The following is a 12,046-nucleotide window of genomic DNA, read 5'->3' on the forward strand; positions in this document are numbered from 1 at the left end:
AACATCGAAGTAAAGCTACAAATTCGTTTGCCTGAGAGGATGGCCGCCGGGTATCCTCCAAAAGTGCCAGAATTGTATATCATATCCCGCAATCATACCTCAAAAAATGCATTAGAGAACGCTAACATCATGATGAATCATTATTATCAGCAAGCTAGTTTTGTGCAGAGCGCTACTACCCCCAAAACACTTCCTAAAGAAAGTGGCCTTGAAGTAGCTTTTGCGGGGCGTTCTAATTCAGGCAAGTCCAGTACAATCAATCGTGTGTGCTCTCAAAAATCATTAGCACGTACCAGTAAAACACCTGGACGTACTCAGTTGATTAACTTTTTTACCCTGCCAGAAGGGCAATTATTGGTTGATCTTCCCGGCTATGGTTATGCCAAAGTGCCTGAAAATCTCAAGATACAATGGCAGAAGTTTATCGAGGCCTATCTTACTATGCGCACCACGCTTAAGGGCTTGATTTTGGTCATGGATATTCGTCATCCAATGACCATGTTTGATCAAGGTTTGCTGGCATGGGCGGCACATAGACAGCTACCGGTACATATCTTACTCAATAAGGCCGATAAATTAAGTCGTGGAGCGATGCAGAATACGGTCTTGGCAGTACGTAAAGAGTTAATCACTTATCAAAGCCCTGTGACAGTACAAGCCTTTTCTGCTAGTAGTGGTTTAGGTTTAGAAGAGTTATGGGAAAAGTTAAATGAATGGTTTGAGAGAGGGGCGAAGAAGATTGAGGTAAGTATTCATTAGACGTTCATTTAAAAACGCATAAACTTTAACTATAAAAAGGAACCCCGGCCAAACAGGGGGTCTAAAAGCCGGGGTTTAATAAACAGGTCTGGATTGGGGATACCAAACCTGTATCCGCAAAAGAGATTTAGACAGCACCGGGCTTTAGTGCTTTTTTATGTCTTATCTCTTCACTTCGCGGAAATTTACAATGATTTCTTACCTTCATTTTTAGATTAGAAGCTACGTTTTGGCGCTTCTTAACTAGTTAGATGAATGTAGGCTGTATCAGTTCCACCATTTATAGCATTTTTTTGCCGCTTGTCAATCTCGGCTCATCGAGATTCGCTGTAATTATGAACAAAACACCTTGAGTCTAGTTACTTTCCCAGAAAGGCTTCTGGTTCTGGGTGTTAGCTGTATTGTTCGTCGAGCTAACTTGACCAATTCTAGCTTGAGCAGTAAAGGTTTGGCCTGAGCGTAAATAAGTAATTTTTAATAAAGTTCCTGCTCGTACAGAACCAATTAAACTTTTCACATCACTAGCTGCACTAATTTCGGCCTCGTTTACTTGTAAGATCACATCACCTGCTTGTATACCCGCACGCTCAGCAGCTGAACCGGGGAAAACTCGTTCGACTAAGGCACCTGTATTAGCAGGTAAGCGTGAGTCAGTAGCAATTTGTGCATCAACATCGCTGACTTCAATTCCTAATAAACCACGTTCAACTTGGCCAAAACGCACGATTTGATCAATAATACCTGCGGCTGTATTCACTGGAATTGCGAAGCCGATCCCAATATTTCCTCCACTTTGTCCACCAAGAATAGCTGTATTAATCCCAATTAATTCGCCACGTAGATTAACTAGAGCCCCACCTGAGTTGCCTAAATTGATAGAAGCATCGGTTTGAATAAAGTTTTCATATTCGCCAATCCCTGGATTACGATGAAGTGCACTAATGATTCCAGAGGTTACGGATTGACCAATTCCATAAGGGTTGCCAATAGCAACTACAAAATCACCTACTTTTAAGCGATCAGAATCACCAAAGCGCATGGCTACTAAACGCTCAGGCTTAATAGCAATAATGGCTAAGTCTACTTTAGGGTCAGCACCAATGATGCGTGCTTGAAAGCGCCGACCATCATTTAAAGTGACGGTAATACGTTCTGCACCCTCGATGACATGGAAGTTAGTAAGAATATGTCCGTGGCGCGAATGAACTATTACCCCTGAGCCAGTACCGTCAATCTTACGCTCACCTTGTACGTTCCCAAAAAATCTTTTAAAAAATGGATCGTTTAAGATTGATTCATCTATTTTTTGCTTGCCTTCAGTAGTAATATTTACCACAGCCGGTGTTACACGCTCTAACATGGGTGCCAAACTGGGTAAAGTTTGCCCATTAACGCTTTCAGGCAAAGCACCGGCACAGGCACAACCCTGTAAACCGGCCATTAACAATGTAGTGAGTAGAGCGCGCTTCCAAATACTTGGTGACATGTTATCTGCATCCTGAAACGTTGTGCGTCGTGAATTTGTTTATTTTAGACCAGCCTTGGGCGCTTTTTACAAAACTGAGCACTAGGCATTGTTGTGTAGTGAAAATACCACTATTTTAGATTTTGTTCCAAAAAAACCACGCAAACGATGATGCCGCCTATCGCGTTGTCTTTAAATGCTGCCGTGGTGACCAATTAAAAGTGCGCTCCATTTGAGCATAAAACTCTTGTTGCTGACTCGTGATGGCTGGTGGAGTTTGGACTTGCAAAGTAATGTACATATCGCCTTTTTCTGTACTGGTGTTCAACCCGCGCCCAGCTAAACGCATTTTCTTACCTGATTCGCTGGCTGGAGGAATTTTTAAACTTACTGGCCCATGAGGGGTCGGTGCTAACACCGTTGCTCCTAAAGCTGCTTCCCAAGGACTGAGTGGCAAATCTAAATATAAATCTTGCCCGACCAATTCATAGTAAGGGTGCTCAGCAATATGAATTACCAAACTTAAATCTGTACCCGCTAAACCCTTCCCTGTTATGCGTAAGCGGCTGCCTTCAGTAGAACCTTTGGGAACTCGAACTTGAATGGTCTCGCCATTCGGAGCTTGAATGGCTTTTACTGTGTCAAAGAATAAATCTTCAACTTGTAGCGTTAAATGATACTCCTGCGGCTCCAATGGCACTTTGGATGTAAAATCAGTAGCTTTCTCACGGCGTTTTTTACCAAAGAGGCTATTAAAAATGGCAGAACTACGGCGTGTATCAGGAATTTCTTGTTTGCTAATTTCTTCAAAGAAAGACACATCTACTTTACGAGTAGGCGTTGCTTCTTTAGCCGTGGTTTCATGGTGAGTCGTTGTGTTGGTAGTTTGCTGCTGTTCGTATTTTCGGCGTTTACTGCTGTCACTTAATGTGTCATAGGCCTCATTAACCGCTTTGAAATGCTCTTCAGCGCCTGGCAGTTGGCTCACATCAGGATGATATTTGCGTGCTAAGCGGCGGTAGGCTAGTTTAATATCCTCTGTACTAGCCCCTCGCGAAATTCCCAATACCTGATAGTAATCTTTGGAAGCCATCATTATTCAATGTTCTGAATTTGTTCACGCATCTGTTCGATGAGTACTTTTAAATCAACGGCGGCTTGGGTAGTTTCTGCATCATTGGATTTAGAAGCTAAGGTATTCGCTTCTCGATTCAGTTCTTGCATGAGAAAATCCATGCGCCGGCCAATAGGTTCATCACGTTCTAGGACAGCAGTAATTTCGTCTAAATGCGCCATTAAACGATCAAGTTCTTCTTCTACATCTAAGCGTTGAGCGAGAATTACCAGCTCTTGTTCAAGGCGATTATTATCTGGAATAACTTCTAGCTCAGCTAAGCGTTGATAAATCTTTTCCTTGATACCATTAATAATCTCAGGACGACGCTTACGAATGCGGACTAAAATTTCTGCGATTTGGTCACAACGCGAATCAATAAATTCAGCTAGGCGTTTACCCTCACGTTCACGCGTAGCAATTAAGTCAGTTAAAGCAGTTAGGAGTAATTGCTCTGCTTCTTGCCCTAATTTTTCTAAATCAGGTGCACTATCTAAAGTCACCCCCGGCCAGCGTAGAATATCGACAGCCTTGAGCGTTTCACTATTATTAGTTAACGCCTCAATTTGCCGACATGCAATTATCAATGCGCGCGCTAGGGGTTCATTCACGACAATAGTTGAAGTTTCACCAACCCCAGCTGCATAACGTAAAGACGCTTCTAATTTGCCGCGATGTAAACGATTTTGTAAAAGAGTACGAAAATTGTTCTCTAAGGATCTAAACTCTTCAGGAACACGCAGACTAATATCTAAGTAGCGATGATTAACAGAACGTAATTCCCAACTCAATTTGCCATGAGTTGATGAAATTTCGTGGTGTGCAAAAGCAGTCATGCTTCGAATCATGTCTGGTTTCCTATCCTGCTGGGGTTAAAAAGCTAATAGGGTCATATACTAGAGGATTTGTCGCCTCAGGTCATTTTTGTCTGTGCGCAGCACCAAATCTGAATCTTTTCAACACCGTGGTCACTTAATAAAGCCTCTAATTCCGCACAAGTTGCACCCGTAGTCACTACATCATCAAAGATGGCCACATGTTTATAAGAAATCGGTTGCACTAGTTGAAACGCTTGCTCTAGATTATGTTGACGCTCGAAGGCAGCCAATTTTTTCTGCTCATCGGTATGGCGTTGCCGAATAATTTGCCTAAGTAGCAAAGGTAAACCCAACTGCTTGGCTAAAGGCCGAACTAGCTCGACTGATTGATTAAACCCTCGCTGTCTTAAGCGTTGGAAATGCAAGGGTACAGGTAGAATGGCTTCAGGCAGTTCCGTAATGAGAGTTGGAAAACTTCGTTTTAATAACTGGGCTAAGAAATAAATTTTGTCTAAAGATTTACTATTTTTACCCTCTAAAATAAGTTGCTTGATAGGGCTGGCATAAGTAAAAGCACTTAGGAGTGGAGTAGCCGCAGGTTTGGTCAGTGGTATTTGCCAAGGTAGCGCTTGATAGCAGCTTTTGCACAGCAGCTGCTCAGGGTTTAAAAGTTCTACAGCACAGAGAGGGCAATTCTTAGCATAGCCAAAATAGCTAGCGATAGAGTATAGCGACTGATTAAATGATCGCAGCATAAAAATTAAGTTATTTTTTATTTTTAAAGGTTTTGTTTTTCAAGTGTGATTTACTTGCTAACAAAGGCATGCTCAGCATAAGACCGATCATTAAACCATAACCATGAGCCACCATTGCAACTGGCGCACCAATTAGCTGAGCACTTACACTAGCTTGTTCAGTATAGGCATCCAAACCTAGCTTGAAAATGAGCATATTGAAAATCAGACCACCAAGAACAAGTTGCTCACGAAAAGCAATATGCAGGGAGCCTAGTAGAAATAAACCATACAAAACGCCCGAGAAACCCAGATACCACTGAAAATCCACCCGTACAAATAGTAAGCCTAGACTGATCCCTAAGGCCAAGGTGAAAATATTGAAGCTGAGTTGTTTCAGGCTAAATAAATGCCCACACATGAATAAAAATACCCACCAACCTACTAAGTTCATAGCCAGATGAATGAAGTTGATATGGACAAAATGAGCACTAAGTAGTCGCCAGTATTCGCCTTGTAAAATAAGATGGCGCTCATAACGCAACTCATCCTGCCAAGCATAAAGGGCAAGTAAAATTAGGCTAAAGCTTAAGCCATAAGCCAGTAATGGCCTTGGCAGGTTTAATCGATTGGTAATGTGCTTCAGTGTCAGTTGGTTACAAGATTGGAGTATTATGCCATGATTGCGCCGTTTTTGAATTTGAAGGTTTAATAAATCGAATGAATAAGCACAAGCAGATAACTCGTCGTCATCCAGCTATGACTGGTTATACCCTGATGGAGCTATTAATTGTTATTACCATTATTGGGGTGCTCTTGGGCATTGCGGTGGTGAACTTAAAAGGTACACCGGATGAAGCGCGGATTGCGTCGGCTCAACAAGAAATCCGGACTATGGAACTGGCCTTGGATATGTATCGTATGCATAACGCGGTCTATCCTAGTAATGAGCAAGGCTTGAAGGCTTTGGTTGAAAAACCTGCTGAAGCTCGCAAATGGCAACAAGGTGGCTACTTAAAAACTAAAACTGTGCCTACCGATCCTTGGGGTAATCCCTATAAATACCTAAATCCAGGTACACATGGTAATGACTTGGATATTTACAGTGCAGGTCCTGATGGGCGCGATAATACCCAAGACGATATTGGTAACTGGGAAAAGCAATAATTTTCATGTCTGCACGAGACCAGCGCGGTTTTACCTTAGTTGAGTTACTAATTGTACTCGTGGTGATGGCTGTGCTGGTTTCTATCGTGTCTTTATCGTTTCGTAGTTTTGAATCTGATCCGGTCGAACTAGCTTTGGAGCGTTTGCGTTTTGATGTGAATGTGCTCAGTAGTGAAGCTATCGTGCGCTCCGAACCCCTTGCGATGGGCTTCACTGAGACGGGTTATCACTTTTTCAAGCTTGATGAAAAAAATAAATGGGTTGAGATAGAAAAAGATAGTTTATTCAAAGCTCGCGAGTTTGAAAAAACGCTCAAACCACAAGTCTTGATTGAGCAAGAGGTGATTAATTTATCAACCGATCTACCCAAAGACCCTCAAGTGATCGTAGAACCTACTGGTGAGTTAACACCCTTCACTTATGAACTAGTCGCTGGCAAAGAGACTCAACCACGGCGTGTGCAGTTTGATGCTTTTGGTCAAGTGGTTGAGCCTCCTAAAGATAATGAGCAAAGCTAAACCCACACGTACTCAAACTGGCTTTAGCTTAGTTGAAGTTATGTTTGCCTTATTCATCATTACTTTAGTGATCGGAATCGCGAGTCAAGTTGCGGCTAATAGTGTGCGCAATGCACAAATTTTGAAAGAGGCCACCTTTGCACGTTGGGTAGGATTAAACCAGCTTGATCTTTATCAAATGGCGGTTGATAACCATAACCCAGAACCTGCTGCGGAGGGGGAGGAAGAAATGGGCAATATCCCTTGGCGTTGGCAGCGCGAAACGCGTCCCTCTAGTTCGGATATTTTGTTAGAAGTCAAAGTGTCCGTGTTTCATGGGGGCGACTCTACCGATATTGAGCCGGTCGCAGTGGTTAAGGGCTATATTCCTCCTCCATCTGCTAATTAACAAAGATTTCTAAAAAGTTTTTGACTCTATCCCTCTTAGTGTATTGCCGCGTTTTCACTAGAATTAGCCTCCCTGAAAAGATATAGTTCAGCCTGCTAAAATGGGATGCTATCCATCCGCGATTATTGAGGAAGAGTTATTCATGAGAAAAGGCAATGGTGCCGCACGCTCGATGTTGGCGTTTTTTTGTGCTGTCCTAAATTGGAGTTCATTACAAGCTGCCGAAATCGTCTCTGTTGAAACCTCAAACTCACGCATCCAAACTGTGTTAGGTAGTTCGGTTATTCCCTATAAAGAAATTACTTTATCCGCTCAAGTCGCGGGTGTACTTAAATATTTTGCTGGTGAAGTGGGTAGTTCTTACCAGCAGGGTGCGGTGCTGACTCAGGTGGATGAGGCGCAGTTAGTCGCTAAACGTAATGCGGTATTAGCCCAAATTCAAAATGCCCAATCCCTATTGCAAAGTGCCGAAGCTCAATACCAACGGGAAGTTATTTCTCCACGTAGTCGTGATATTGGTGCAACGCCCGGTTTTGGTATGCCAGCGATGATGGATAACTTTTTTACACGCCCTTTAGCCGACATGATGCTGAATAATTATGACTCAGATATGGGGCGTTATTCGGATTTAGTCACCAGTGCTTCCGGAGTATCGCAGGCTCGTGGCTCTTTACAGCAAGCTTATTCACAATTGCAAGAAATTGACGCTGCTTTATTGAATGCTAAAGGAATTGCGCCGTTTGAAGGGGTTATTCTGCAAAAAATGGCCGAAGTGGGTGACACGGTACAAGTAGGCCAGCCTTTATTGCGCTATGGCTTCGTTAAATACAAACGTCTACAAGCAGACGTGCCCGCAAGCTTAATGTCGCAAGTAACTATGGGGATGGTTGTACCCGTAAAAATTAATGGTATGGCTGAGACGATGGCTAAAGTCTCACAGATTTATCCCGTGGCTGATACTGAGCATCATACGGTGACTGTGAAGTTCGATTTGCCCGTCGATGTGCTGGCAGCTCCTGGTATGTATGCGGAAATCTATTTATCTAATCCTCAAGCCAATGACGAGCCGGTGGTCATGATTCCGCGCACCGCTTTATTAAGTGGACGCAGTCTACCCAGTGTCTTAGTGATAGAGAATGGTAGCTCTTCGCTGCGCTTAGTACGCTTGGGGACTGAGTATGGCAATAAAGTTGAAGTCATTTCAGGTCTAAAGCCGGGCATGAAAATTCTGGATAACCCACCTCCACGAGCGGTTTCGGGTTGGATGCCAGATAGTCAATAACAGTGGCTCGCGTTGTAGTTGTATCTGTTCACTTTTTCGTATTGGTAGATAGCGCATGAATGATTCCCCTCAACCTAGCCATAGCTATGCTCATCGTTTAGGGATTGCCGGTCAAACTGCAAAAGCTTTCATCAATTCGCCGTTATCTTTACTGCTATTGCTAGCCTTTTTAGCGATTGGTGCTTTGGGGCTGATGATTACCCCACGCCAAGAAGATCCGCAAATTTCCGTGCCGATGGTGGATATTTTTGTGAAATATCCGGGCGCTTCTTCGCGTGAAGTGGAAGCGATTATTGCGCGCCCGCTTGAAGCGATTATGTCTGAAATTACTGGCGTAGATCATGTTTATTCAGCTTCGATGCGGGGCGAAGCCATGGTCACCGTGCAGTTTAAAGTGGGAGAAGAGTTAGAACCTTCTTTAGTGAAGCTCTATGACAAGCTGACTTCGAATCGCGATGCCATTCCGCGTGGTGCCAGTGATCCGTTGGTTAAACCTAAAGGTGTCGATGATGTTCCGGTAGTGACCGTGACGCTGTGGTCAAATGAGGTGGATGATGCTTCTTTACGTCTAGTCGGCTTAGAAGTATTACAAGAATTGCGTGGGGTCGCGAATACGAGCCAAAGTTTCATTGTTGATGGACGCCGTGAAGAAATTCAGGTTGAGATTTTACCAGAGCGCTTAGCCACTTTTGGGGTGTCTTTAGAGCAAATCGCGCGCACGATCCAGATGGCTAATTCTGAGCAACACACTGGTTTTGTCGAACCGAATCAGAATATTTACAAAATCTACAGTGGTTCCTTTTTAAGTACAGCACAAGATATTAAAAATCTGATGGTGACTGTTATAGAGGGTCGGCCTGTCTATGTGCGTGATGTAGCTGAGGTGAAAGAAGCCCCTAGTGATGCAAGTCAGATGGTCGGTTATTACACAGGAGCTGCTGCGCAAGTGCGTGAAACTGCTTCCAATGCGGCTGCAGTCACTTTAGCCATTGCTAAAAAGCATCGTACGAATGGGGTGGAGGTTTCCCAAGCCATTCTGCAAAAGTTAGAAGGTCTCAAGGGGCAGATCATTCCCGATAATATCCATGTGGAAATCACCCGTGATTATGGCGCAACGGCTAAAGCCAAGGTAAACGAATTACTGAAAAAGCTGTTTATTGCCACCATGATTGTCACCGTACTGGTGTGGCTAGCTTTGGGTTGGCGTGCAGGCTTAGTGGTATTAATTGTCATTCCAGCTGTCATTACCACAACAGTATTCGCTGCTTGGATGCTGAATATGACGATTGACCGCGTCAGCTTATTTGCCTTGATTTTCTCGATTGGGATATTGGTGGACGATGCCATTGTAGTGGTAGAGAACATTTATCGACGTTGGCTCTTAGTAGGGCAACAGAGTTTAGCGATTGCGGTAGATGCGGTGCGCGAAGTGGGTAACCCTACTATTTTAGCGACTGCAACAGTAATTGCAGCTCTGCTACCGATGGGTTTTGTAAGCGGGATGATGGGGCCGTATATGATGCCGATTCCGGTACTCGGCTCAGTCGCCATGCTGATTTCTCTGTTTGCAGCTTTCGCTTTCACACCTTGGCTGACTAATCTATTCAAACCTAGCCTTGAAAAACTGCATGTGGATGCGGAACAAGAACATAAACAAGCCGTACGCTTAGAGTCTTGGTTCCGCCGCTTAATTTTTCCTTTAGTTGATAGCAAACTCAAAGGCTATGCTTTTTTGTTTAGCATCATTCTGATTTTCTTCGCTTTAATGACCCTATTTTATCCCTTAAAAGCAGTACCTGTAAAAATGCTGCCTTTGGATAATAAACCAGAATTTAATGTTGTAGTGAATATGCCCGAAGGGACCGCTTTGCCGGTGACAGCTAATTTGATTCATCAGTTAGCCACCGAAATGCAAAAATTACCTGAAGTGACGGCAGTACAAACTTATTCGGGAACAGCTTCACCCTTTAATTTCAATGGGCTAGTGCGCCATTATTATTTGCGTCAACAAGCTTGGCAGGGTGATATTCAAGTTCAGTTACTGGATAAAAAGGCACGCACGCGTACCAGCCATCAAATTGCAGTACAAGCACGGGAAATTCTAACCCCACTCGCACAAGCGGCAGGTGCGAAAATTCAAGTCGTAGAAATGCCCCCCGGCCCACCTGTATTACAAACCGTAGTGGCTGAAATTTATCACCAAGACCCTACTATTCGCCGGCAAATGGCAGCGGATATGACGGAGTTCTTCAAGCAAGCGAAGAATTTAGGTGATGTTGATAATATGCTGGAAAATGATTACGAAAATCTGCGCTTTGTGATCGATACGGATAAGGCTCAACGTAATGGTATTACCGTTGAAGATGTGAATCGGGCTTTAAGTATGGCGATGGGCGGTTTTGTACTGGGGGATATTAAGAAAAATGCCTTAATCGACCCGACACATATCATTATGCAAGTCCCTTTAAGCTCACGCTCACAAATTATGACTCTAGTCCAATTGCCAGTCACGAATGCACAAGGTAAGTCAGTGGCTTTGTCTGAATTGGGCGGATTTATTCGTGAGGTACAAGACAAACCGATTTATCACAAAGATCTTAATCCAGTTGAGTTTGTTACTGCTGAAGGAGTAGGGCGCTTAGCGGCTCCGGTTTATGGCCAGAAAGAGGTGGAAGGGCTCTTGTTGGCTGCAAATGCCGGCAAGGGTTATGCTGCGCCAGATGGTAGTACAGTTGAGAGTGGTTATTGGTTTAAAGCCCCCAATCATTTGGAGCTAAAGTCTTCGTTTGTTTGGGCAGGCGAGTGGACGGTTACTTTCGAAACCTTCCGTGATATGGGAATTGCTTTTGCGGCTGCTTTAGTTCTGATCTATATGTTAATCGTAGCGCAATTTGGTAATTTTACGTTGCCTGCGATTATTATGGCGCCAATTCCTTTAACCTTAATTGGTATTTTACCAGGGCATTGGATCATGGGAGCCGAATTCACAGCCACGTCCATGATTGGTTTTATTGCTTTGGCTGGAATTATTGTCAGGAACTCGATTTTATTAGTCGATTTTGCCCGTGATGCGGTAGTTAGTGAGGGATTAAGCCCCCGGGAAGCAGTGATTCGTTCTTGTGAAGCACGGACGCGACCCATTTTAATTACGGCCTTAGCCTTAATCGGCGGGTCAATGGTGATATTATCTGATCCAATTTTCCAAGGAATGGCGGTATCCTTAATTTTTGGTGGAGCTGTTTCAACTTTATTAACTCTACTAGTGATTCCTTTAGGTTGTATTAGTGCGGGTGAATCCTTAGGTTTACCATCTGCAGATTCAGACTCTATATCATCAGCAATTAGCCCTTCAGCGGGGGTAAAGCGTAAACGTATTAAATGGCTAGCGATTGCTAAAGGTTTGATTGTTTTTCCAGTCATGTATGTAATTGCTTTAGTGACTAGTATCAAGGATGGAGTGCTTGATGCAGGTAAAGCAGTTTTGCGCTGGCGAAAGAAGCGCCAATCTGTTAAAACATCGCACCGATTGGACAAAGCTGCTCGACAAACGCCTGTGGATTCGGGCAGGATGCTGAAGCCTGAGCCTGAGCCTGAGCCTGAGCCTGAGCCTGAGCCTGAGCCTGAGCCTGAGCCTGATAAACCAGTACGTCGCAAGTTACTAGAGTCAGATTCTGGTTTACCCGAACCAGAGAAACCAATTCAGGTCGAGCTAGAAAAAAGCGAGAATAATGAGTCGGCAGGAGCTGCCAAACCTGCTAAACGCAGAGGCATCAAGCTGAAAAAAGATATTTAAATTTTAAG

Annotated in this window: 11 protein-coding genes; 6 read left to right on the top strand and 5 right to left on the bottom strand. The window is 43.8% G+C overall.

Annotated elements, in window-relative coordinates:
• Nucleotides 1-129 precede the first annotated feature (129 nt).
• Nucleotides 130-759 (top strand): ribosome biogenesis GTP-binding protein YihA/YsxC, encoded by a 630-nt coding sequence (gene yihA, locus Q0230_RS16870; protein ID WP_298611873.1) that lies wholly within the window; start codon nt 130-132, stop codon nt 757-759.
• A 355-nt stretch (nt 760-1,114) separates the two neighbouring features.
• Here yihA and Q0230_RS16875 read toward each other — a convergent pair whose 3' ends face one another.
• The 5 genes from Q0230_RS16875 to rrtA all read right to left on the bottom strand — a co-directional run bounded on the left by Q0230_RS16875 (nt 1,115) and on the right by rrtA (nt 5,434).
• Entirely contained in the window at nt 1,115-2,245 is a 1,131-nt protein-coding gene (locus tag Q0230_RS16875; protein WP_298611875.1) for a trypsin-like peptidase domain-containing protein, read from the bottom strand.
• A gap of 157 nt (nt 2,246-2,402) precedes the next feature.
• Nucleotides 2,403-3,320, bottom strand: a complete 918-nt coding sequence (locus tag Q0230_RS16880) for a DnaJ C-terminal domain-containing protein (protein ID WP_298611878.1) — start codon at nt 3,318-3,320, stop codon at nt 2,403-2,405.
• A complete protein-coding gene (locus tag Q0230_RS16885; protein ID WP_298611881.1) occupies nt 3,320-4,186 on the bottom strand; it encodes a YicC/YloC family endoribonuclease in 867 nt (288 codons plus the stop codon). The genes Q0230_RS16880 and Q0230_RS16885 overlap by 1 nt, the downstream gene beginning before the upstream one ends.
• A gap of 65 nt (nt 4,187-4,251) precedes the next feature.
• Nucleotides 4,252-4,911 carry a ComF family protein gene (locus tag Q0230_RS16890; RefSeq protein WP_298611884.1) on the bottom strand — a complete coding sequence of 220 codons (660 nt, stop codon included), beginning with the start codon at nt 4,909-4,911 and terminating at the stop codon, nt 4,252-4,254.
• Between the two features lie 10 nt (nt 4,912-4,921).
• Nucleotides 4,922-5,434: a rhombosortase gene (rrtA, locus tag Q0230_RS16895; protein ID WP_298611887.1), complete on the bottom strand. Its 513-nt coding sequence runs from the start codon at nt 5,432-5,434 to the stop codon at nt 4,922-4,924.
• 176 nt (nt 5,435-5,610) lie between these two features.
• Here rrtA and gspG point away from each other — a divergent pair, with 176 nt between their 5' ends.
• From gspG to Q0230_RS16920, 5 genes are all read left to right on the top strand, one after another.
• Nucleotides 5,611-6,057 (top strand): type II secretion system major pseudopilin GspG, encoded by a 447-nt coding sequence (gspG, locus tag Q0230_RS16900; protein ID WP_298611890.1) that lies wholly within the window; start codon nt 5,611-5,613, stop codon nt 6,055-6,057.
• Between the two features lie 5 nt (nt 6,058-6,062).
• On the top strand, nt 6,063-6,575 hold the full coding sequence (gene gspH, locus Q0230_RS16905) for a type II secretion system minor pseudopilin GspH (protein WP_298611892.1): 513 nt from the start codon (nt 6,063-6,065) through the stop codon (nt 6,573-6,575).
• Nucleotides 6,562-6,963: a type II secretion system minor pseudopilin GspI gene (gene gspI, locus Q0230_RS16910; RefSeq protein ID WP_298611895.1), complete on the top strand. Its 402-nt coding sequence runs from the start codon at nt 6,562-6,564 to the stop codon at nt 6,961-6,963. Before gspH ends, gspI begins: the two co-directional genes overlap by 14 nt.
• Nucleotides 6,964-7,105: 142 nt before the next feature.
• Nucleotides 7,106-8,245, top strand: a complete 1,140-nt coding sequence (locus Q0230_RS16915) for an efflux RND transporter periplasmic adaptor subunit (protein ID WP_298611897.1) — start codon at nt 7,106-7,108, stop codon at nt 8,243-8,245.
• Between the two features lie 55 nt (nt 8,246-8,300).
• Complete coding sequence (locus Q0230_RS16920; protein ID WP_298611899.1) at nt 8,301-12,038, top strand: efflux RND transporter permease subunit; 3,738 nt, start codon at nt 8,301-8,303, stop codon at nt 12,036-12,038.
• The last annotated feature ends 8 nt before the right edge of the window (nt 12,039-12,046 follow it).

The organism is uncultured Thiothrix sp. (genome assembly GCF_937876535.1).
Lineage (GTDB): Bacteria > Pseudomonadota > Gammaproteobacteria > Thiotrichales > Thiotrichaceae > Thiolinea.